This is a genomic window from Acidovorax sp. FG48 (assembly GCF_057809085.1).
Map to the genome: position 1 here is coordinate 258913 of NZ_JBMDJH010000006.1, position 22095 is coordinate 281007.

The following is a 22095-nucleotide window of genomic DNA, read 5'->3' on the forward strand; positions in this document are numbered from 1 at the left end:
GCTGTCGGGGAAGAGTCTCCGGGGGTTATCGGGTTTTTTGTTTTTCCGGGATTGAACTGAGCACGTGGCACTACAGCAAGTCGTTGAACAAATTGTGACGGGACTGGGATATGACCTGGTGGAGATCGAGCGCTCTGCCGGCGGCCTGTTGCGCGTCACCATCGACTTGCCCTGGGAGCAGCCAGCCGCTGATGCCCCCCAGCCCGTGATCGAGCAGTTCGTGACGGTCGAGGATTGCGAGAAGGTCACCCGCCAGCTGCAGTTTGCGCTGGAGGTCGATGGCGTCGAGTACAAGCGCCTCGAAGTGTCATCCCCCGGTATCGACCGGCCCCTGCGCCACGAGCAAGACTTCGTGCGCTTCGAAGGTTCGGTCATCGACATCACCCTGAAGGCGCCCATTGGCGCCGCAGCAGCGGGAGGGCAAGTCAATGCCACCCGCAAGAAATTTCGCGGCACGCTGGAGCGGGCCGAGGCTGGTGGCTGGCAGATCGTCTGGAGCGACGAGCCGCCGGTCAAGCCAGGTCAAAGAGTCAGCAAGAAACGCGTGCCCGCCCCTTTGCAGGCCATGGGCTTCACCCTGGATGAATGCCGGGATGTACGCCTGGCGCCCATCGTGGACTTCAAGGGGCGTGCAGGCAAGGCCGGGGCAGCACCTGCCTGATTTGCTGCAGAAAATTGTGGGGTGGGTGGTCGCTGCGCGCAGCCCCCGCCCTCGGGTGATTGAAATAGGAGAGTCGTCGCATGAATCGCGAATTGTTGATGTTGGTTGAGGCCATTTCGCGCGAGAAGAACGTGGAGCGGGATGTGGTCTTGGGCGCCGTGGAGTCGGCCCTGGCCCAGGCTACCAAGAAGCTGTACCAGGGCGAGGTGGACATTCGCGTGTCGATTGATCGCGACAGCGGCAATTACGAGACTTTCCGCCGCTGGCTAGTGGTGCCCGACGACGCCGGTCTGCAGAACCCCGAAGCCGAAGAGTTGCTGATGGATGCCAAAGAGCGCATCCCGGACATCGAGGTGGGCGAATACATCGAAGAGGGCGTGGAGTCCGTGCCCATCGGCCGCATCGGCGCTATGGCTGCCAAGCAGGTTATCCTGCAGAAGATCCGCGACGCTGAGCGCGAAATGTTGCTCAACGACTTCATGTCGCGCGGCGAAAAGATCTTCACCGGCACCGTCAAGCGTATGGACAAGGGCGACATCATTGTCGAATCCGGCCGTGTAGAAGGCCGGCTGCGCCGCAGCGAAATGATCCCCAAGGAAAACCTGCGCAGCGGCGACCGCGTGCGGGCCATGATCATGGAAGTGGATCTGACCCTGCGTGGCGCGCCCATCATCCTGTCGCGCTCGGCACCCGAGTTCATGATCGAACTCTTCCGCAATGAAGTGCCCGAGATCGAGCAAGGTCTGCTGGAGATCAAGTCCTGCGCCCGTGACCCCGGCTCGCGCGCAAAGATCGCCGTGCTTAGCCACGACAAGCGTGTGGACCCCATCGGCACCTGCGTCGGCGTACGCGGCACCCGCGTGAACGCGGTGACCAACGAACTCGCTGGCGAGCGCGTGGACATCGTGCTGTGGTCTGAAGACCCGGCCCAGTTCGTGATTGGCGCACTGGCCCCGGCCAATGTGTCCTCCATCGTGGTCGATGAAGAAAAGCATGCCATGGACGTGGTCGTGGACGAGGAAAACCTTGCCATCGCCATCGGCCGTGGTGGTCAGAACGTGCGCTTGGCGTCCGACCTGACCGGCTGGAAGATCAACATCATGGACGCCGCCGAAAGCGCGCAAAAGCAGGCCAACGAGACCGACACGGCGCGCAAGCTGTTCATGGAAAAGCTGGATGTGGACGAGGAAATCGCCGACATCCTGATCTCCGAAGGCTTCAACAGCCTGGAAGAAGTGGCCTATGTGCCGCTGCAGGAAATGCTGGAGATCGAAAGCTTCGACGAAGACACCGTGAACGAGCTGCGCGCCCGCGCCAAGGATGCGCTGCTCACCATGGAAATCGCCCGTGAGGAAAGCGTGGAAGAGGTCTCCCAGGACCTGCGCGATCTCGAAGGCCTCACCCCCGAGCTGATTGCCAAGTTGGCTGAGGGCGGTGTGCACACACGTGACGACCTGGCCGACCTGGCCATTGATGAACTGACCGACCTGACCGGACAGTCTGCAGAAGAAGCCAAAGCCTTGATCATGAAGGCGCGCGAACACTGGTTCGCGGGGCAAGAGTAAAGGTCAGGGAGGCACGAACCACATATGTCCAGTAACACTGTCGCCGAGTTCGCCACCGAACTCAAAAAATCGCCTGAAACCCTGCTCGATCAGCTCAAGGCTGCGGGCGTGGGTAAGGCTGCCCCCTCCGACGCATTGACCGAGTCGGACAAGCAAAAACTGCTGGCTTACCTGCAGGCCAGCCACGGTACGGCTTCGGCCGACCGCAAGAAGATCACGCTGGTCAAGAAGTCCACCAGCGAGATCAAGCAGGCCGATGCAACGGGCAAGGCCCGCACCATCCAGGTGGAAGTGCGCAAGAAGCGCACGTTCATCCAGCGCGACGAAGGCGCAGAGGCCACGGCCGAGTCCCAGGCTGCGGCTGCGGTGGAAGAGCCCGCCGTGTCGAGCGAAGACCTCGAACTTTCCCGCCGCGAGGAAGAAGCCCGCCGCCAGGCCGAGCTGATCCGTCGCCAGGAAGCGGAGTTGGCCGAGAAGCGCGCAGAGCGCGAAGCCCGCGAAAAGCGCGAGCGCGAAGCCGAAGAGCGCGCTGCCGCCTACGCCGCCCAAGAAGCCGAAAAGAAGGCCCAGGCCTCTGCCGTGAAGCAGGAAGCCACGCGTGAGCAGGCGGCTGAAGCTGCTGCGCGCGCCGCCGCCCAGACGGAAGCCCGCGAAAAGGCCCAGGCAGAAGCCAAGGCCCGCGCGGACGAAGAGTCTGCCCGTGCCCGCGATCTGGAAGAGCGCCGTCGCAAGGCCCTGGCCGAGGCAGAAGCCATTCGCGCCATGATGGCCACGCCCAAGAAGGCGGTCATGGTGGCCAAGAAGCCCGAGGAACCCAAGCCAGCGGCCAAGCCTGCTGCCGTGGGCGACGCCAAGAAGGGCACGCTGCACAAGCCCGCCGTTGGTACCGGTGGTGCGCGTACGGCAGCGGCAGCCCCTGCCACTGCAGGCGCTCCCGGCGCTGGCAAGGAAGTCAAGTCGGCCAAGCTGTCGTCCAGCTGGGCCAACGACACCGCCAAGAAGAAAGAAATCAAGACCCGCGGCGACAGCAGCGGTGGTGTGGGTCGTAACAACTGGCGTGGTGGCCCCCGTGGCCGTCGTGGTGACAACCGCGACCAGCGCGATGACCACCAGAACGCAGCCCCGGCAGAAGCCCGCATCATTGAAGTGCATGTGCCTGAAACCATCACGGTGGCAGAGCTGGCACACAAGATGTCGATCAAGGCCTCTGAAGTCATCAAGGCCCTGATGAAGATGGGCCAGATGGTCACCATCAACCAGCCGCTGGACCAGGACACCGCCATGATCGTGGTGGAGGAAATGGGCCACAAGGCCGTGGTGGCTGCGCTGGACGATCCAGAAGCTTTCACCGACGACGATGCAGGTCAAAAAGACGCCGAGCTGCTGCCACGCGCTCCGGTGGTTACCGTCATGGGCCACGTGGACCACGGCAAGACCTCGCTGCTGGACTACATCCGCCGCGCCAAGGTGGCTGCAGGTGAAGCCGGCGGCATCACGCAGCACATTGGTGCCTACCACGTGGAAACGCCACGCGGCATGGTGTCGTTCCTCGATACCCCTGGTCACGAGGCCTTCACGGCCATGCGTGCCCGTGGTGCCCAGGCTACCGACATCGTGATTCTGGTGGTGGCTGCCGACGACGGTGTCATGCCCCAGACCAAGGAAGCCATCAAGCACGCCAAGGCTGCCAAGGTGCCAATCGTGGTGGCCATCACCAAGGCGGACAAGCCCGATGCCAACCCCGACCGTGTCAAGCAAGAGCTGGTGGTGGAAGAGGTGGTGCCTGAAGAGTACGGCGGCGATTCGCCCTTTGTGGCCGTGTCGTCCAAGACCGGCATGGGCATCGACGACCTGCTGGAGCAGGTCCTGCTGCAGGCCGAAGTGCTGGAACTGAAGGCGCCGGTCGAAGCCATGGCCAAGGGCCTGGTGATCGAAGCCCAGCTGGACAAGGGCCGCGGCCCGGTGGCCACGGTCCTGGTGCAGTCCGGTACGCTGAAGGTGGGCGATGTGGTGCTGGCTGGCCAGACCTCCGGCCGCGTGCGCGCCATGCTGGACGAAAACGGCAAGCCCGCCAAGACGGCTGGTCCGTCGATCCCGGTGGAAATCCAGGGTCTGTCGGATGTCCCGCAGGCCGGTGACGAGTTCATGGTGCTGTCCGACGAGCGCCGTGCGCGCGAAATCGCGACCTATCGTGCTGGCAAGTTCCGCAACACCAAGCTGGCCAAGCAACAGGCCGCCAAGCTGGAGAACGTGTTCAACGAGATGACTGCGGGCGAGGTTCAGACCCTGCCCATCATCATCAAGGCGGACGTGCAGGGCTCGCAGGAAGCGCTGGCAGCCTCGCTGCTCAAGCTGTCCACCGACGAAATCCGCGTGCAGCTGGTCTACGCCGGCGTGGGCGGTATCAGCGAGTCCGACGTGAACCTGGCGATTGCTTCCAAGGCCATCGTGATCGGCTTCAACGTGCGTGCCGATGCCGGTGCGCGCAAGCTGGCCGAGTCGAGTGATGTGAACCTGCATTACTACAACATCATTTACGACGCCGTGGATGAGTTGAAGGCCGCCATGTCCGGCATGCTGGCACCCGAGCAGCGCGAAGAGGCCCTGGGTACCGCCGAGATCCGTACGGTGTTCGTGGCTTCCAAGATCGGTACGGTGGCGGGTTCGTACGTCACCTCCGGCCAAGTCACGCGCAATTGCAAGTTCCGCCTGCTGCGCGACAACGTGGTTATTTACACCGGCGAAGTCGAGTCTGTGCGCCGCCTCAAGGACGATGTCAAGGAAGTCAAGGAAGGCTTCGAGTGCGGTATCAAGCTGCGCAACTACAACGACATCAAAGAGGGCGACCAGTTGGAGTTCTTCGAGATCAAGGAAATCGCGCGGACGCTGTAAGGCGAACGGGATACCAGCGACAACATGGCTGCGAAGAAATCATCCGCCCCCAACCGCGCCTTCAAGGTGGCCGATCAGATCCAGCGCGATCTGACGGAACTGATCGCGCGCGAGTTGAAAGACCCGCGCGTGGGCATGGTGACGCTGCAGGGCGTGGAAGTCACTCCCGACTACGCCCACGCCAAGGTGTTCTTCAGCCTGTTGACGGGTGACCCGGTGGAAACCCAGGCAGCCCTCAACCAGGCTGCCGGGTTCCTGCGCAACGGCTTGTTCAAGCGTTTGCACATCCACACCGTGCCTACGCTGCATTTTGTGTTCGACCGCACCTCCGAGCGTGCGGCCGACATGAACGCCTTGATTGCCAAGGCGGTGTCTTCGCGCGCGAAAGAGGACTAGTCCATGCACGCGCCACGCACCAGGGTGCAGCGGCGCCCTGTGCATGGGGTGTTGCTGCTCGACAAACCGCTCGGCCTTTCGAGCAATGACGCCTTGCAAAAGGCGAAATGGCTGCTGCGTGCCGAGAAAGCGGGCCATACCGGCACGCTCGATCCGCTCGCCACGGGCGTATTGCCGCTGTGTTTTGGCGCGGCCACCAAGTTCAGCCAGCTGCAGCTGGATGCTCCCAAGACCTATGAAGCGATTGCGCTGCTGGGGGCCACCACGACCACCGGCGATGCCGAGGGCGATGTGGTCGAGCGGCGCGAGGTGCTGCCCGAGCAGGTGACGCCAGAGCGCCTGGCTGCCGTCCAGCAGCAGTTCACCGGCCCCATTCGCCAGGTGCCGCCGATGCACAGCGCGCTCAAGAAAGACGGCAAGGCGCTGTACGAATACGCACGCGCCGGTGTCACGGTGGAGCGTGAAGCGCGCGATGTGGTGATCCACGCACTCAAGCTCACGCTGGTGCAGACAGATCAAGCGCAGCCAGCTATCAAAATAATAGTGACCTGCAGCAAGGGCACCTACATCCGCACGCTGGGTGAAGACATCGGCGCCGCACTGGGTTGCGGTGCGCACCTCACCTTTCTGCGCCGCATCGACACCGGCGGGCTGGGGGTGGAGCGCTGCGTCACGCTGGCGCAGCTGGAGGCCATGCCCGAGGCTGAGCGCCTGGCCGCCCTGGAGGCGCCCGAGTCGTTGCTGGCACAACACATGCGTGTCACGCTGGACGGTGAGAATGCAGCCCGATTCCTGTCGGGTGTGCGTCGCCGTGGCAACTGGCCCGATGCCAGTGCCGTGGCGGTGTTTGGCGAGAATCCTCCGGCGCTGCTGGGGGTGGGCCACATCGTGGGCGGGGAGCTGGTGCCGGACAGGCTCCTGAGTCCGCTGGAAATTCAACAAATTTTGGAAGGCATGCCGCACCCTCAAGCCAGCGGCACATTGGAAAAACTATGACGACGAAACAAATCCGCAACATCGCGATCATCGCCCACGTTGACCACGGCAAAACCACCATGGTCGACCAGCTGCTGCGCCAGTCCGGCACCTTCGCCGACCACGAAAAGGTCGTCGACACCGTGATGGACAACAACGCGATCGAAAAAGAGCGCGGCATCACCATCCTGGCCAAGAACTGCGCCGTGAGCTGGAAGGGTACGCACATCAACATCGTGGACACTCCCGGCCACGCGGACTTCGGCGGCGAAGTGGAACGTGCCCTGTCCATGGTCGACAGCGTGGTGCTGCTGATCGACGCGCAAGAAGGCCCCATGCCCCAGACGCGTTTCGTGACCAAGAAGGCCCTGGCCCTGGGCCTGCGCCCCATCCTGGTGGTGAACAAGGTGGACAAGCCCGGTGCCAACCCCGACAAGGTCGTGAACGCTGCGTTCGACCTGTTCGACAAGCTGGGTGCTACCGACGAGCAGCTCGACTTCCCTGTCGTGTACGCCTCGGGCATCAATGGCTGGTCGTCGCTGGAAGAAGGCGCCCCGGGCGAGCAGTGGGGCCCCGACATGTCGGCCCTGTTCGACACCATCCTCAAGCACGTGCCACCGAACTCCGGCAACCCTGACGCCCCCCTGCAGCTGCAGATCTCGGCACTGGACTTCTCCAGCTTCGTGGGCCGCATCGGTGTGGGCCGCATCAGCCAAGGCACGCTCAAGCCCGCACAGGACGTGCTGGTCATGGAAGGCCCCGATGGCAAGACCACGAAGGGCCGCGTGAACCAGGTGCTGACCTTCCAGGGTCTGGACCGCATGCAGACTCCCCTGGCAGGCCCGGGCGACATCGTGCTGATCAACGGCATTGAAGACATCGGCATCGGCGTGACCGTGACCGACCCTGCCAACCCTGCGCCGCTGCCCATGCTGAAGGTGGACGAGCCTACGTTGACCATGAACTTCTGCGTGAACACCTCGCCCCTGGCCGGCCGTGAAGGCAAGTTCGTGACCAGCCGCCAGATCTGGGACCGCCTGCAAAAGGAACTGCAGCACAACGTGGCACTGCGCGTGAAGGAAACCGACGAAGAAGGCGTGTTCGAAGTGATGGGCCGCGGCGAACTGCACCTGACCATCCTGCTGGAAAACATGCGCCGTGAAGGCTACGAACTGGCCGTGTCCAAGCCCCGCGTGGTGTTCAAGGACATCGACGGCGTCAAGCACGAGCCTATCGAGCTGGTAACGGCCGACATCGAAGAAGGCCACCAGGGCGGTGTGATGCAAGCCCTGGGCGAGCGCAAGGGCGAGCTGGTGAACATGGAGTCCGACGGCCGTGGCCGCGTGCGCCTGGAATACCGCATCCCGGCCCGTGGCCTGATCGGTTTCACCAACGAATTCCTGAACCTGACGCGCGGTTCGGGCCTCATCAGCAACATCTTCGACAGCTACGAGCCGCACAAGGGCGACATCGGCGGCCGCAAGAACGGCGTGCTGATCTCCATGGACGACGGTGAAATCTTCACCTACGCCCTCGGCAAGCTGGACGACCGTGGCCGCATGTTCGTGAAGGCCAACGACCCCGTGTACGAAGGCATGATCGTTGGCATCCACAGCCGCGACAACGACCTGGTGGTGAACGCCACGCGCACCAAGCAGCTGACCAACTTCCGTGTGTCCGGCAAGGAAGACGCGATCAAGATCACGCCCCCGATCGACCTGACGCTCGAATACGGCGTGGAGTTCATCGAGGACGACGAACTGGTCGAGATCACGCCCAAGTCCGTGCGCCTGCGCAAGCGCCACCTGACGGAAAACGAGCGCAAGCGCGCTGCCCGTTCCTGATGGATCGGCGGGGCGGTCCATCGATGGATCGATAGACTGACCGTTTCCGACAAGGGCCACTGCAGCGCAGTGGCCTTTTTTCCGTCTGCAAGTTGGAACCCATGTTGAAACTCACACATTCCCGTGCCGTGGTGCTGATGGTGGCCGTGACCCTGATGTGGTCCATCGCCGGTGTGGTCACACGCCACCTGGAGCATGCGGCGAGCTTTGAGGTGACCTTCTGGCGCAGCTTCTTCACGCTGCTGGCGCTGCTGGTCATCCTGCCCGTGCTGCAGGGCAGGGCGGTGTTTGCCTCGATGCGCCATGGCGGGCGGGCGCTGTGGATCTCGGGCGTGTGCTGGAGCGTGATGTTCACGGCCTTCATGGTGGCGCTGGTGCTGATGCCGGTGGCCAATGTGCTGGTGACCATGTCGGTGGGCCCCTTGCTCACGGCGCTGTTGGCACGGGTGTTCATCGGCCACCACATCGCTCCCCGCACCTGGGCAGCTATTGCGGTGGCAGGGCTGGGCATTGGCTGGATGTACGGTTCGCAAATGGCGGGCCTGCCGCTGCTGGGCACCCTGGTGGCCCTGTGCGTGCCGGTGGCGGCGGCGGTGAACTGGACGGTGGTGCAGCACTCGCAGCGCCATGGCCATGCGGTGGATCTGGTGCCCGCGGTGCTGGTGGGTGCGGTGATCTCGGTGGTGGCCACCCTGCCGCTGGCGTTGCCGTTTCAGGCATCTTTTTACGACCTGGGGCTGCTGGCCCTGCTGGGCGTGGTGCAATTGGCGATTCCCTGCGTGCTGGCGGTGCGCTGCGGCAGGGTGCTCAAGGCGCCCGAAATGGCGCTGCTGGGTTTGCTGGAAGTGATTTTCGGCATCCTGCTGGCATGGCTGGGTGCGGGCGAGAAACCTGCGCCTGCCGTACTGACCGGAGGCGCACTGGTCATCGGTGCGCTGGTTTTCAATGAACTGTTGGGTTGGAAGGAACAAAAATGACGGAGACGGTTGTGTCTGAAGTGTTGAGCGAAGTGCGGGGCCAGGTGGGCTTCATCACCCTGAATCGCCCACGGGCGCTCAATGCCCTGTCGCTGGGCATGGTGCGTGACCTGATGGGCATCCTGCTGGCATGGCAGAACGATGCGCGGGTGCTGGCGGTGGCGATTCGTGGCAGCAACAAGGAAGGCCCGTTTGGGGCTTTCTGCGCGGGCGGCGATATCCGCTTTCTGCACCAGGCAGGCAGCCAGGGCAACCCGCTGATCGAGGATTTCTTCACCGAGGAATACGCGCTCAACCACCTGATCCACAACTACGCCAAGCCCTACATCGCCTTCATGGACGGCATCGTGATGGGGGGCGGCATGGGCATCAGCCAGGGCGCCGCCCTGCGCGTGGTGACCGAACGCACCAAGATGGCCATGCCCGAAACCGCGATTGGCCTGTTCCCGGACGTGGGTGGTGGGTACTTTCTGAGCCGTTGCCCCGGCCGGGTGGGCGAGTGGCTGGCCCTGACGGGCGACACCATCGGCGCAGGCGATGCCATTGCCTACCAGCTGGCCGATGGCTGCATGCCGTCAGACCGGCAGGCGGCGGTGTGGGACGCCCTGGCCACACAAAGCTTTGCAGATGGCGCGGCTATCAAGGCCTATGTTGCTTCTCAATTTGTAGCAGCTCAGGCAAGCGGTTCTGGCGCTCGGACCGATATTGACCAATATTTTGCGCTGCCGACCGTTGGCGAGATCGTGCAGGGGCTTGAAGCGGCTGACAGCGACTGGGCGCGTGCCACGGCCGCCACGCTGCGCAAGCGTTCGCCACTGATGCTGCATGTGGTGCTGGAACAAATCCGCCGCGCCCGCACTATGGGCCTGGCCGACGACCTGCGCATGGAGCGCGACATGGTGCGCCACTGCTTCTTCCTGCGCCCGGGGCAAAGCGAGACGGTCGAAGGCATCCGTGCCCTGGCCGTGGACAAGGACCATGCGCCCCGCTGGAATCCAGGCCGCATTGAGGACGTGACGCCGGACATGGTCACTCCTTTCTTTGCCAGCCCCTGGCCTGTACACGCCCATCCGCTGACCCATCTGGCCTGACCGGCGACGGCTTTAGTCGGGCGTTTGGGTTGCGCCCCAGGCGCCTGTTCAAGACCTCCTAGGGCGCACGCATCGGTGATCGCGGGCCGGGAGGCCTGCGATCTGCCTGCCATGACGGCTGCGATGTTCCAGCTTTTATGGGTTCAATTGCTGGTACACGGCAGTGGCCAGGGCCAGCAGATCGGGCCGCGAGAGCTGCCCGCTCAGCGCATAGCCAAAGCCCCCATCTGTCCAGTAAAAGCCGGGCACAGGGCCTTCCTGCGTGAACTGGAACGCGGTAGTGGGGGGCGCCGCCAGTGTCGTTTCCTTGCTTTGTGGCGCGCCGCCTTTGTTTTCGCCCGCAGGGCGGGGCGAGGACGGCGCCAGAGCGCCCAGATACAGCGTGATGCGCTGACCGGCGCCATTCTGGTACATGAACTGCGCGCGCACGCCTGTGTCGCCAGGCAGCAAGCGGCCACCCACCAGTTCATAGCCTTGCGCACCGAGCGCAGGGACTTTGAGGGGACGGTCTAGGCGCTTGGACAGCCATTGCACCAGGTGGTCTTGCTGGGCGGCAGTGACCTCTACCGGGTGCCGTACCTCGGGTTGGTACACCGCGTGGGCCACCGAGGCCTGTTGTGCAAAGCGCTGTGCCGGTTCGGCGGCCACCAGCGTGGTGCCCTGGCCCGCAGCAATGGTTTGACCGGACATCCCGGCGGGCCAATAGCTGCGCCCCGTCCAGCCCAGCACAAAGGTCAGCAACACGGATGCAGCCATTCCACCCCAGCGCCACCATTGCGCGTATTGCTCGCGTCGGTCGGTGGCACGCTGCGCTGCGGCCAGCAGGGCGTCGGGCACGGGGGCGTGGAGCAGGTCCTGGTGCAGGGCCTGCAGCCGCTGCCGCTGCGTCTGCCAGTAGGCCAGCGTGGCCTGGGCCTCCTCATCGTCCCGCAGTTGCTCGCGCAGCGCCTGGGCCTGCGCAGGAGTCAACTGGCCGTCCACAAGGGCGTGCCAGGCGCTGGTTTCTTCAGCGCGCGGTGGAGGGGCAGGGTGCTTGGGGTCCATGGCGGGGGATCGGGGCTAGGGGCTATTTGAGGCGACGCAGCACCGGCGCGGTAATGCCCGCAGCCGTCAAGGGGCCAGGCTGGGTGGCAGCTGTAGGGTCTGACGCGGGTTCACGGTCCATGAGCACCCGCAGGCGCGTGCGGGCCCGCGACAGGCGTGACATGACGGTGCCCACCGGAATGCCCAGGATGCGTGCCGTGTCTTCGTAGCCCATGTCCTCCATCGCCACCAACAGCAGCACGGCCCGCTGGTCGGCGGGCAGGCGCTGGAGACAGCGCTCCAGGTCCAGCGCATCGTCCGACCGGGACGGAGTGCCGGGCAGCTGATCTTGAACTTCGTCGATGTCCAGGGTTTGCAGCGGGGGCAATGCGCGGCGCTGGTTGAGGTACAGGTTGTGCATCAGGGTGAACAACCACGCGCGCAGGTCGCTTCCGGTGCGCCACAGCAGCCATTTGCTGCAGGCACGCTCCAGTGTGTCCTGCACCAGGTCATCGGCCGCCCAGGCATCGCCTGTCAGCACCCGCGCGTAGCGGCGCAGCGCGGGCAGCTGTTCGATGACCTGGGAGCGGTTCATTCCGCGCGAAGCCTGGGGTGCGCTGACCGGTTTGTTATGGCCGCGCGGTGCGCCAGACCTGGTTCACTCCGTCGCCCGTCTTGTCCCCGGGCTTGGTGTCCTTGGCCCAGTAATACAGCGGTTTGCCCTTGTAGGCCAGCTGGGTCTTGCCATCGTCGCGGGTGATCACGCTGTAGTCAGCGCCCGGGGCCTTGCTGGCCATCAGTGGCGGCCAGTTGGTGGCGCAGGGGCCGTTGCACACCGATTTGCCGCTGCCGGCCACATCGCGGTCAAACGTGTAAAGGGTCATGCCGTTTGTGCCGACCAACACGCCGTCCATGGTCTTCACGGGCGAGGTGTCCATGGCGGCGCAGCCAGCCAGAGCAACGGCTGCGACGAGGGTGGTCATCGAGATCAGTTTCTTCATGGGTTTCTCCAGAGGGTGGTGCAGGCAAAGGCGAATGCTGCCTTGCACCGGGACAAACACATGGACGCTGCGGTTTATTCCACAGCGTCGCAAAAAAATCTCAAGGGCGGTCCGTGTACGCAGAGACCGCACCGTGCACCGGCCTCAGCGGCTGCGGCTTTTCATGGCGCGTTCCACCTCGCGCTTGCCTTCACGGTCCTTGATGGTGTCGCGCTTGTCGTGCTCGGCCTTGCCCTTGGCCAGTGCGATTTCGCACTTCACGAAGCCGTTCTTCCAGTGCAGATTGACGGGCACCAGGGTGTAGCCCTTTTGCTCGACCTTGCCAATCAGGCGCTTGATGTCGTCCTTCTTGAGCAGCAGCTTTTTGGTGCGCGCCGATTCCGGGTTGACGTGGGTGGACGCTGTCTTGAGCGGGTGGATCAGGCAGCCGAGCAGATACAGTTCGCCATCGCGGATCAGCACATAGCCATCGGTCAGCTGCACCTTGCCCTCGCGCAGCGCCTTGACCTCCCAGCCGTGCAGCACCATGCCCGCCTCGTGGCGCTCCTCAAAGAAGTAGTTGTAGGCCGCTTTCTTGTTGTCGGCAATGCGGGATGTGGGATCGGGTTTTTTGGCCATGTAGTTCAGATGCGGCGCCCTGCGGGAGATAAAAGGTCTCCCTACATACAATTGTGGCCGTTCAGAGACCCGTGATTCTAGTTTCCCCGGCCGCCTTTCCCTTTTGAAAGCCGCGCGCCCATTGCCTGCATGAAAACCGTCCACAAGTCAGTCCTCATTTGGTACAGCCCCGAAGAGATGTTTTCCCTGGTCACCGGGGTGGAGCATTACCCGCAGTTCCTGCCCTGGTGCGACCACGCTGCGGTGCTGGAGCAGACCAGCGAGGGCATGACCGCTGAGGTGGGCATTGCGTTCAGCGGCATTCGCCAGACCTTCGTCACGCGCAACACGCACGAGGCGGGCAAGCGTGTGCAGATGCATCTGGTGAAAGGTCCGTTTTCACGGCTGGACGGGGACTGGCACTTTCATCCCGTGGGAGACGGCACGCAGCGTGCGTGCAAGGTGGAGCTGCTGCTGAACTACGGGTTTGACAGCGCCGCATTGGCCGCGCTGGTGGGGCCGGTGTTTGACCGCATCGCGGGCAGCATGGTGGATGCCTTCGTCAAGCGCGCGGAACAGGTCTATGGCTGAGAAAGGGCCCGGCGCCCCGGCGACCCTCGCCATCACCGTGGTTGCCTGCTTGGCGCCGCGCGAGGTGCGCGAATGGGTGCTGGATCTGCCGGTGGGCGCTACCGTGGCAGATGCCCTGCGCGCCAGCTGTGGGGTGGAGGCGGGTGATGAGCCGTCGGTTGGCATCTGGGGCCGTGCCGCCAACCTGGATGCAGTGCTGCAGCCCCTGGACCGTGTGGAAATCTACCGCCCGTTGAAGGTGGACCCCAAGGTGGCGCGCCGGGAGCGTTTTGCCCGCCAAGGCGCTCGCACCACCGGGCTGTTTGCGCGGCGCCGGCCCGGGGGCAAGTCGGGCTACTGAATCTCACGTGCTGGTCGGCGGGGGAGGTCGAAGCAGCACGTCCCTCACAACTCAGCGTACACAGTCGCTTGCGACGATCTCGTCGATGCGCTTGGCCTCTGCTGCACGGGCGGGGCCGTCCAGGAAGATTTTTTCGCCCTGGGCATTGGCTTGGGTGATGGGCTTGCCTGCGTCGAACGCTGCTTTTGCCGCACGGGCGCGGGTGCAGTTTTCGGCCTTGGCCTTGGCGATCTTTTCGTCTTCGGCCTTTTTCTTGGCGGCTTCTGCGGCCTCGGCCTGGGCCTTCTTTTCTTCCAGCTCCTTGTCCTTGCCCGCGCCTGCAGCGCTGGCTGCGGCTTTGGGCGCTGCTGCCACGGCAGGGGCTGCATCGGAGGCTGCGGGTGCGGCAGGGGGCGCTGTACGTGCCGGACGGTTGCCGCCTGGCTGCTTCAGGATGCTTTTTTCAGGAATGTCGGGTGGCGGGGGGCGGTCGCTGAAGACCTTGCGACCGTCTTTGTCTGTCCACTGCCATTGCGCCGCCGCGCCCATGGCCCAGGTGCAGGCCACGGCCAGCAGGAGAAGCTTGTGCATTTTCATGCGGACAAGTTTATCCATGTGATTCCCCCCCCGCCAGTGCGTTGGAGATGGGTGGGCGCGTTTTCGCCACATGCGGCGCGGGTACAATCCATTTTTTGGAGCTTTCTCATGCGCCTTCTTGGAAAAGCGCTCACCTTCGACGATGTGTTGCTGGTGCCAGCGTACTCCCAGGTCCTGCCCAAGGACACGTCCCTCGCGACGAAACTCTCCCGCAATATCCAACTGAACCTGCCGCTCGTGTCCGCCGCCATGGACACCGTGACCGAGGCGCGCCTGGCCATTGCCATTGCGCAGGAGGGCGGCATCGGCATCGTGCACAAGAATCTCACGGCGCAAGAGCAGGCTGCCCATGTGGCCAAGGTCAAGCGTTACGAGTCCGGCGTGCTCCGCGACCCCGTGGTCATCACCCCCGAGCACACGGTGCTGCAAGTGCTGCAGCTGTCCGAGCAACTGGGCATCTCGGGCTTCCCCGTGTGCGACGGTGGCAAGGTGGTCGGTATCGTCACGGGCCGCGACCTTCGCTTCGAGACCCGCTACGACGTTAAGGTCCACCAGATCATGACCCCGCGTGAGAAGCTCATCACGGTCAATGAAAAAGAGGGCACCACGCCTGCACAGGCCAAGGCGCTGCTCAACAAGCACAAGCTCGAACGCATCCTGGTCGTGAACGACGCCTTTGAACTCAAGGGCCTGATCACGGTGAAGGACATCACCAAACAGACCAGCTTCCCCAATGCGGCGCGCGACGCCGCTGGCCGCCTGCGTGTGGGCGCTGCGGTGGGCGTGGGCGAGGGCACCGAAGAGCGCGTGGAGGCACTGGTCAAGGCCGGTGTGGACGCCATCGTGGTGGACACGGCCCACGGTCACAGCAAGGGTGTGATCGACCGCGTGCGCTGGGTCAAGCAGAACTATCCCCAAGTGGACGTGATCGGCGGCAACATCGCCACCGGCGCCGCTGCGCTGGCACTGGTTGAGGCCGGTGCGGATGCCGTCAAGGTCGGTATCGGCCCCGGCTCCATCTGCACCACCCGCATCGTGGCCGGCGTGGGCGTGCCCCAGATCATGGCCATCGATAACGTGGCTACGGCGCTCAAGGGCACAGGCGTGCCGCTGATTGCCGACGGCGGCATCCGCTACAGCGGCGACATCGCCAAGGCCCTGGCCGCTGGCGCAGGCACCGTGATGATGGGCGGCATGTTTGCGGGTACTGAAGAAGCACCTGGCGAGGTGATCCTGTTCCAGGGCCGCAGCTACAAGAGCTACCGCGGCATGGGCTCCATTGGCGCCATGCAGCAGGGCAGCGCGGACCGCTACTTCCAGGAATCGAGCACGGGCAACCCCAACGCTGACAAGCTCGTGCCTGAAGGCATTGAAGGCCGTGTGCCCTACAAGGGCTCCATGGTCAGCATCGTCTACCAGATGGCGGGTGGCGTGCGGGCATCCATGGGCTACTGCGGTTGCGCCACCATTGAAGAGATGAACAACAAGGCCGAGTTCGTCGAGATCACGACCGCCGGTATCCGCGAAAGCCATGTGCACGATGTGCAGATCACCAAGGAAGCGCCGAACTACCGCGCTGACTGATCGTTGTAAGCCGATCTGGCCTGATTGAAAAAATCTGGTCAGACTGATATAGTCTGGTCTGAATTCACCATTCAGGCCAGACTTTTTTATTTATGCAGTCCGTTGGCATCTACGAAGCCAAAAGCAGGTTCTCTGCCTTGATCGAACTGGTCGAGCAGGGCGAGGAAGTGCGCATCACCCGTCACGGCAAAGAGGTAGTACGCATGCTGCCGGTGCGCCGCCGCCCAGTGATTTCTGACGAACAGATTGCGCGCGAACTGGGCCAGATGGACGCGTTGCATGCCAGCATTCAACCCGCAGGGGCAACGACGGTGGACGGCTTGCGCCGTGCAGGGCGGAGCACTGCATGACCGCTTTCGTGCTTGATGCCTCGGTCACTGCCGCCTGGTTGTTGCCGGACGCGGCCAGCGAACACACCCGCCGCCTGTACGCCCTGATCCGCCGCGATGAGGTCGAGCCGCAGGCGCCCAACCTCTGGCACTGGGAGTGCCACAACATACTGGCCACCGGTGTGAACAGCGGGCGCATTCCAGCCGCTTCCGTCGAAGGCCTGTGGGGCGTGCTCGAAGCAATTCGGCACCGCGTTGAATTGCACGAACTGGCCCCTGCCCAGCACAAGGCCGTGCTCGACGTGGCATTGGAAACCGGTCTGCCCACCTTTGATGCTGCGTACCTGTGGCTGGCCCGTTCGCTGCGCCTGCCTTTGGCCACCTTTGATTCTCACCAGATCGCTGCCGCCCAGCGCAGCGGCGTCCCGCTTCTTGATCTCTCCAGCCTCTGACGGACCACCACCATGCAACACCAGAAAATCCTCATCCTCGATTTCGGCTCGCAAGTCACCCAGCTCATCGCCCGCCGCGTGCGCGAGGCCCATGTGTACTGCGAAGTGCACCCCTGCGACGTGACCGACGAATGGATCCGTGACTACGCCAAGGACGGCTCGCTCAAGGGCGTGATCCTGTCGGGCAGCCACGCCAGCGTGTACGAGGTGGACGACAAGGCACCCAATGCAGTGTTCGAGCTGGGCATCCCTGTGCTGGGCATCTGCTACGGCATGCAGACCATGGCCCAGCAGCTGGGCGGCAAGGTTGAAGGCTCCAACACCCGCGAATTTGGCTACGCCGAAGTGCGCGCGCACGGCCACACCGAGCTGCTCAAGGGCATTGAAGACTTCGCCACCCCCGAAGGCCACGGCATGCTCAAGGTGTGGATGAGCCACGGCGACAAGGTCACGGCGCTGCCGCCGGGTTTCAAGGTGATGTGTTCCACACCGTCGTGCCCCATTGCCGGCATGGCTGACGAAAGCCGCCATTACTATGCCGTGCAGTTCCACCCCGAAGTCACGCACACCGTGCAGGGCCGCGCCTTGCTGGAGCGTTTTGTGCTGGGTATCTGCGGCACCCGTGCCGATTGGGTCATGGGCGACTACATCGAAGAAGCTGTGCAGAAGATCCGCGAACAGGTGGGCGATGAGGAAGTGATCCTCGGCCTGTCGGGTGGTGTGGACTCGTCCGTCGCGGCAGCTCTGATCCACCGCGCCATTGGCGACCAGCTCACCTGCGTGTTTGTGGACCACGGCCTGCTGCGCCTGAACGAGGGCGACATGGTCATGGACATGTTCGAAGGCAAGCTGCACGCCAAGGTCATCCGCGTGGACGCGAGCGATTTGTTCCTGGGCAAGCTCGCCGGAGTGAGCGAACCCGAACAAAAGCGCAAGATCATCGGCGGTCTGTTTGTGGATGTGTTCAAGGCCGAAGCAGCCAAGCTCAAGGCCGGCACCGGCGGCCATAAGGGTGCCACCTTTTTGGCCCAGGGCACGATCTACCCTGACGTCATCGAAAGCGGCGGCGCCAAGAGCAAGAAGGCCGTCACCATCAAGAGTCACCACAACGTGGGCGGCCTGCCCGAGCAGCTGGGCCTGAAGCTCCTGGAGCCCCTGCGCGATTTGTTCAAGGACGAAGTGCGTGAACTGGGCGTGGCCCTGGGCCTGCCGCCCGACATGGTCTACCGCCACCCCTTCCCCGGCCCCGGCCTGGGCGTGCGTATCCTGGGGGAGGTGAAGAAGGAATACGCCGACCTGCTGCGCCGTGCCGACGCGATCTTCATCGAAGAGCTGCGCAACTTTGTGGACGAAGCCACCGGCAAGACCTGGTACGACCTCACCAGCCAGGCCTTCACCGTGTTCCTGCCCGTCAAGAGCGTGGGCGTGATGGGCGACGGCCGCACCTACGACTACGTGGTGGCCCTGCGCGCCGTGCAGACCAGCGACTTCATGACCGCCGACTGGGCCGAGCTGCCTTACGCGCTGCTCAAGAAGGTGTCGGGCCGCATCATCAACGAAGTGCGTGGCATCAACCGCGTGACGTATGACGTGAGCAGCAAGCCACCAGCGACGATTGAGTGGGAGTGAACGAGCAAATGCCGTACCCCAAGTGAATCGGGACCATGATCTGGCTTGACGCAGCACGGGTGGCCGCAATCGTGGCCGTTGTTCTTTTACATGTGTCTGCCAGTGTGGTGACGCAGGCCCCGCTGGGGTCTACGGTCTGGTGGGTGGGTAACGGGTACGACGCCCTAGTGCGGTGGTGTGTCCCTGTGTTCGTGATGGTGAGCGGCGCATTGCTGCTGGATGCGCGCAAAACAGAAAGCCTAGCGACGTTCTACCGCAAGCGCGCGGCCCGGATTGCGCTGCCGCTGTTGTTCTGGAGTGTTGTGTACGTCCTCTGGAACTACCGCCACGCGTGGGACCAGCTGCGCCCGGCGGACGTGCTTCATAGCGTGGCGCGTGGGTGGCCGCATTACCACCTGTGGTTTCTCTACATGCTGCTGTGTCTATACTTGTTCACGCCGTTTTTGCGCATAGTGGCGTGGCACACCTCGCGGCGCGACTTGTGGTGGCTGGTAGGGGCCCTATTTGTTCTTGCGGGCGTGAACGAGTGGCACCGGGTTGCCACTGGCGGTGGCGCAGGGCTGTTTATCAACTGGTTCTTGTCGTACTTACCGTACTTCTTTTGCGGCTACCTTCTCCGGACGGCGCACCGGGAGGTGCCTTTGCCCTGGCTGGTGGCGGTCTTCGCGTTTTCGGTGACCGCCACGGCGGTTGGGTGCTTCTGGGTGGGGCGTACCCACGGGCTGGACAAGGGCCTTTACTTCTACGGGTACCTGAGTGCCACTGTCATTCCGATGTCGCTGAGTGCGATGCTGATGTTCAAGCGCTGCGCTTGGGAGGGCGCATGTGCGCGGAGAGCACAGCGGCTCTCGCAGCTGACGTTGGGGGCCTATCTGGTGCATCCTATCCTGCTGGAGGTGCTGCGTAGTGTCGGCCTTCAGCCGGAACAAGGGGGCGTGCTGTGGTCAGTGCCTGGGCTGGCTGCGGTGGTGTTTGCGGGTTCCCTGGGCGTGGCTTGGATGTTCCAGCGCATGCCGCTGCTCAACCGCATGATCTAGCGCAGTGTTGGCCGGCGGAGTTGGCATTTGCAGTGCCGGTCGACGCTTTCCTCGTCAGGCCCTGGCCTCACCGGTCACGGGGTCGTAAGCGATGCCATCATGGTCGATGATGCTGTTGGTGGTCGCGTCGTAGGTGGTTCTGCGATAGGTATCGGCGCCTTTGCCATCCAGGCCGATATAAGGGGCATGGGCGAAGACGGTGCGATTGTCCTGGGCCACGATGCCGTTGGCAGTCCACTTGTTGCTCATCAGCCAGTTTGAGGGATTGGCGCCTTCAGGGATCTCCACTGTTCCTTCCATCCGCATTTTGGCGAGGGTGGGGTCCATGTTGAAACCCTCGGCTGCCAGTAGTTCGGCGGTATGTCCCTTGTAGTACGCCGCAGTTTCCGTGGGCATTGTGGACAGGTCGCTTTTGACCAGTGTTGAACCATCCGTGGGGAATTTCGACAATTCGCCGCTGCGAATCGCTGCGTAGTCGGCGGCGAACTCCGGGTTGTTCTTGAAGAACATGTAGCGGCTGACAACCGCCTCATCTCCTCCTCCGAGTGAGGTCGAAATCATCCGGACGTAGTCCGGGACCTGGTAGTCCTCTGCCAACGTGTCACCCAGGCCCTTTTCCCAGGCCCTGAATTCGGTGAGGTTGTTGAAAGGGGCCTTGGCGGTTGCTTCGGCGGCTCCGTTCGTCTCCGTGCCCGTGCTGTACAGGGCCGAGGTGGATTGATACGGTTTGGTGGATGCCACCGTGGTCGGCGCGGCTCTTGTCACGTCGCTCCCGGCAGTGTCGGAGGTGGAGAACTCTTTCAAGGTGGCTTGCAATTCCTTGAGGAACGCAAGAGCATCCGTGCCCTCCTGGTTTTGTGCCGCTCGCTCGGCCACTTTGGCCGCCAGCGTACTGGAAACACCCAGGGAGGTCAGCATGTTGGTGGCTTTTGAGATATCGAGCATGGTGAGACTCCTTCCGAGGGCTATCCATTCACCGGCGGGCGCGGTGCCCGGGTGGTGTGGTGGTGATTGCCCCTATGGTCGCCTGGCTGATGTTTGTTGTCTTTTGAGTAAGCACCGTAAAACCGGCGCTTTTGAGCCTTTTGGAACGGGGGGCTGTTCAGCGCTGCCGGGGATTGAATGGCGGGCCCTGTCGGCAGGGCTTTCACATTGCTGTTCGCACCTCCCGGAGACATGGGCAAAATGGTGCGCTAAATAAGTGATGTATTTAGTCTCGCTGACGCTGACAGAGGTCTTGGCGCTGAACGCGCTCCGTGCCCTCGTCCCTGAACTTTGTCCTCCGCGTCTCGGCGCGTCATTCCAGCCTCGTCAATGCCGCTATGCCGTATGCGGATGTTCCTTACATGACCTTGATGCCCACTGATTTCTGGCCTGCATGCGATTTTTCTGCCTTGTCGCGCAACACGCGCGGATGGCTGGTAGCCACGGATGACTACTTGCGGCGGGTGTTGGCCCGACCAGAGCTGGCCCTGGTGCCAGGGTCGTGCACTGCTGAGATCGCACTGCATGAATCGCTGAAGGTGTCGCCCGCGCGGGCGGTCACCTCTGCGGAGCAGGTTGCATTGCAGGACGACGACGCGCGCGAGAACTACACCGTGTTCCTGCGCTTCCGCGATGGCCTGCTGGCCACCGGCACGCTGGAGGCTTATTACCTGCAGCTCATGCGCAGTGGCGCGGTGAACGTGCCCGCCGTGTTTATCGACGCCGTGGTGCAGGCCCTGTTGCGCAATGTGCTGGATGACTGCAACGATGCCTTTGAAGCCCGCGCCGCCGAGATGCTGTTTCGGCCCCAGCGCATCACCTTGCAAGACGGGCAAATGCTGGCAGGCGACCGGGAAACGCTCGACATGCTTAATGAGACGGCAGGTCTGGGCGAGGTGGGGCGCTTGCTGCTGCAAAGCGGCGCGCTGCAGCCCACGGCGCAGGTCAAGGTGCTGTCGGCCGACAATGCGGGGCAGTATTGGCAGGAGAGCGATCGCCACCACTTTCTGCTTGACCTGACCCATGAGCTGACGCAGGACCTGAGCCATGGCCTGACCTTCAAGATGACCCGTGCGCGCTCGGGCCTGAAAGCCCTGGCCCGCGTGCTGGAGCGCTGGGTGGCGCATTTGCTGGGCGTGCAGGTGCAGATCGAGCCTGTGCACCAGGTCACCGACAGCGCGTGGCGCTGGCATGTGGGGCTGGATGTGGAGTCCACCGCCATCCTGAACGACCTGTACCAGGACCGCCCGGTGGAGGCCGAGCGCATGCAGCGCCTGGTGAGCCTGTTCACGCTGACCTTCGCCAACCCGGCCGAGATGCGGGCCGACGTGGCGGGCAAGCCGGTGTACTTGGGGCTGGCGACCAACGCCGAGGGCGTGGTGCGCATCAAGCCGCAGAACCTGTTGCTCAATCTGCCGTTGGCATCGGCATCTTGATCGCTATTGAATCTATAGCTGCTAGCGCATGATTAACAGGCGCTAGCAGCCCATTTGATTGGCGGTTTCAACAACGAAGTGCGCCAGTCCCCAGTGTAAGTGGGGTCACTTTGTA

The 22095-nt window shown here is 63.4% G+C and carries 22 protein-coding genes; 16 read left to right on the forward strand and 6 right to left on the reverse strand.

Annotated elements, in window-relative coordinates; genetic code table 11:
• Nucleotides 1-64: 64 nt before the first annotated feature.
• The 8 genes from rimP to ACODSU_RS11635 all read left to right on the forward strand — a co-directional run bounded on the left by rimP (nucleotide 65) and on the right by ACODSU_RS11635 (nucleotide 10401).
• Nucleotides 65-661 carry a ribosome maturation factor RimP gene (gene rimP / locus ACODSU_RS11600; protein WP_422847041.1) on the forward strand — a complete coding sequence of 199 codons (597 nt, stop codon included), beginning with the start codon at nucleotides 65-67 and terminating at the stop codon, nucleotides 659-661.
• An 80-nt stretch (nucleotides 662-741) separates the two neighbouring features.
• Nucleotides 742-2226 carry a transcription termination factor NusA gene (gene nusA / locus ACODSU_RS11605; protein WP_015014652.1) on the forward strand — a complete coding sequence of 495 codons (1485 nt, stop codon included), beginning with the start codon at nucleotides 742-744 and terminating at the stop codon, nucleotides 2224-2226.
• Nucleotides 2227-2250: 24 nt separating this feature from the next.
• Complete coding sequence (infB, locus tag ACODSU_RS11610; RefSeq protein ID WP_488842424.1) at nucleotides 2251-5118, forward strand: translation initiation factor IF-2; 2868 nt, start codon at nucleotides 2251-2253, stop codon at nucleotides 5116-5118.
• A gap of 24 nt (nucleotides 5119-5142) precedes the next feature.
• Nucleotides 5143-5514 carry a 30S ribosome-binding factor RbfA gene (gene rbfA / locus ACODSU_RS11615; RefSeq protein WP_044400872.1) on the forward strand — a complete coding sequence of 124 codons (372 nt, stop codon included), beginning with the start codon at nucleotides 5143-5145 and terminating at the stop codon, nucleotides 5512-5514.
• 3 nt (nucleotides 5515-5517) lie between these two features.
• The gene (truB, locus tag ACODSU_RS11620) at nucleotides 5518-6510 is read left to right on the forward strand and encodes a tRNA pseudouridine(55) synthase TruB (protein ID WP_488842425.1); all 993 of its coding nucleotides are present in this window, start codon (nucleotides 5518-5520) and stop codon (nucleotides 6508-6510) included.
• Nucleotides 6507-8333: a translational GTPase TypA gene (gene typA / locus ACODSU_RS11625; RefSeq protein ID WP_015014649.1), complete on the forward strand. Its 1827-nt coding sequence runs from the start codon at nucleotides 6507-6509 to the stop codon at nucleotides 8331-8333. Before truB ends, typA begins: the two co-directional genes overlap by 4 nt.
• Before the next feature lie 101 nt (nucleotides 8334-8434).
• Nucleotides 8435-9310: a DMT family transporter gene (locus ACODSU_RS11630; RefSeq protein ID WP_291442423.1), complete on the forward strand. Its 876-nt coding sequence runs from the start codon at nucleotides 8435-8437 to the stop codon at nucleotides 9308-9310.
• Nucleotides 9307-10401: an enoyl-CoA hydratase/isomerase family protein gene (locus ACODSU_RS11635; RefSeq protein ID WP_488842426.1), complete on the forward strand. Its 1095-nt coding sequence runs from the start codon at nucleotides 9307-9309 to the stop codon at nucleotides 10399-10401. The genes ACODSU_RS11630 and ACODSU_RS11635 overlap by 4 nt, the downstream gene beginning before the upstream one ends.
• A 135-nt stretch (nucleotides 10402-10536) precedes the next feature.
• On the opposite strand, the gene ACODSU_RS11640 is transcribed toward ACODSU_RS11635, so the two are convergent.
• The 4 genes from ACODSU_RS11640 to smpB all read right to left on the reverse strand — a co-directional run bounded on the left by ACODSU_RS11640 (nucleotide 10537) and on the right by smpB (nucleotide 13043).
• Nucleotides 10537-11445: an anti-sigma factor family protein gene (locus tag ACODSU_RS11640; RefSeq protein WP_488842427.1), complete on the reverse strand. Its 909-nt coding sequence runs from the start codon at nucleotides 11443-11445 to the stop codon at nucleotides 10537-10539.
• Nucleotides 11446-11467: 22 nt separating this feature from the next.
• Nucleotides 11468-12019 (reverse strand): RNA polymerase sigma factor, encoded by a 552-nt coding sequence (locus ACODSU_RS11645; RefSeq protein WP_488842428.1) that lies wholly within the window; start codon nucleotides 12017-12019, stop codon nucleotides 11468-11470.
• Nucleotides 12020-12053: 34 nt separating this feature from the next.
• Nucleotides 12054-12425, reverse strand: a complete 372-nt coding sequence (locus tag ACODSU_RS11650; protein WP_488842429.1) for a COG4315 family predicted lipoprotein — start codon at nucleotides 12423-12425, stop codon at nucleotides 12054-12056.
• Nucleotides 12426-12569: 144 nt separating this feature from the next.
• On the reverse strand, nucleotides 12570-13043 hold the full coding sequence (gene smpB, locus ACODSU_RS11655; protein ID WP_488842430.1) for an SsrA-binding protein SmpB: 474 nt from the start codon (nucleotides 13041-13043) through the stop codon (nucleotides 12570-12572).
• Between the two features lie 129 nt (nucleotides 13044-13172).
• On the opposite strand from smpB, the gene ACODSU_RS11660 reads away from it, so the two are divergent.
• On the forward strand, nucleotides 13173-13613 hold the full coding sequence (locus tag ACODSU_RS11660; RefSeq protein ID WP_015014642.1) for a type II toxin-antitoxin system RatA family toxin: 441 nt from the start codon (nucleotides 13173-13175) through the stop codon (nucleotides 13611-13613).
• Complete coding sequence (locus tag ACODSU_RS11665) at nucleotides 13606-13953, forward strand: RnfH family protein (protein ID WP_488842431.1); 348 nt, start codon at nucleotides 13606-13608, stop codon at nucleotides 13951-13953. The genes ACODSU_RS11660 and ACODSU_RS11665 overlap by 8 nt, the downstream gene beginning before the upstream one ends.
• Nucleotides 13954-14004: 51 nt before the next feature.
• Here ACODSU_RS11665 and ACODSU_RS11670 read toward each other — a convergent pair whose 3' ends face one another.
• Nucleotides 14005-14529: a DUF4124 domain-containing protein gene (locus ACODSU_RS11670; protein WP_488842432.1), complete on the reverse strand. Its 525-nt coding sequence runs from the start codon at nucleotides 14527-14529 to the stop codon at nucleotides 14005-14007.
• A gap of 108 nt (nucleotides 14530-14637) precedes the next feature.
• Here ACODSU_RS11670 and guaB point away from each other — a divergent pair, with 108 nt between their 5' ends.
• The 5 genes from guaB to ACODSU_RS11695 all read left to right on the forward strand — a co-directional run bounded on the left by guaB (nucleotide 14638) and on the right by ACODSU_RS11695 (nucleotide 19560).
• Entirely contained in the window at nucleotides 14638-16113 is a 1476-nt protein-coding gene (gene guaB, locus ACODSU_RS11675) for an IMP dehydrogenase (RefSeq protein ID WP_015014639.1), read from the forward strand.
• 92 nt (nucleotides 16114-16205) lie between these two features.
• A complete protein-coding gene (locus ACODSU_RS11680) occupies nucleotides 16206-16463 on the forward strand; it encodes a type II toxin-antitoxin system Phd/YefM family antitoxin (RefSeq protein ID WP_110961258.1) in 258 nt (85 codons plus the stop codon).
• Nucleotides 16460-16894, forward strand: a complete 435-nt coding sequence (locus ACODSU_RS11685) for a type II toxin-antitoxin system VapC family toxin (RefSeq protein WP_056063857.1) — start codon at nucleotides 16460-16462, stop codon at nucleotides 16892-16894. Before ACODSU_RS11680 ends, ACODSU_RS11685 begins: the two co-directional genes overlap by 4 nt.
• Before the next feature lie 12 nt (nucleotides 16895-16906).
• The gene (gene guaA, locus ACODSU_RS11690) at nucleotides 16907-18523 is read left to right on the forward strand and encodes a glutamine-hydrolyzing GMP synthase (protein WP_060983846.1); all 1617 of its coding nucleotides are present in this window, start codon (nucleotides 16907-16909) and stop codon (nucleotides 18521-18523) included.
• A 35-nt stretch (nucleotides 18524-18558) separates the two neighbouring features.
• Nucleotides 18559-19560, forward strand: coding sequence for an acyltransferase (locus ACODSU_RS11695; RefSeq protein WP_488842433.1), 1002 nt, complete (start codon nucleotides 18559-18561; stop codon nucleotides 19558-19560).
• A gap of 54 nt (nucleotides 19561-19614) precedes the next feature.
• Here ACODSU_RS11695 and ACODSU_RS11700 read toward each other — a convergent pair whose 3' ends face one another.
• On the reverse strand, nucleotides 19615-20505 hold the full coding sequence (locus tag ACODSU_RS11700; protein ID WP_488842434.1) for a hypothetical protein: 891 nt from the start codon (nucleotides 20503-20505) through the stop codon (nucleotides 19615-19617).
• A 410-nt stretch (nucleotides 20506-20915) separates the two neighbouring features.
• On the opposite strand from ACODSU_RS11700, the gene ACODSU_RS11705 reads away from it, so the two are divergent.
• On the forward strand, nucleotides 20916-21980 hold the full coding sequence (locus ACODSU_RS11705; protein ID WP_488842435.1) for a DUF6352 family protein: 1065 nt from the start codon (nucleotides 20916-20918) through the stop codon (nucleotides 21978-21980).
• Nucleotides 21981-22095 lie beyond the last annotated feature (115 nt).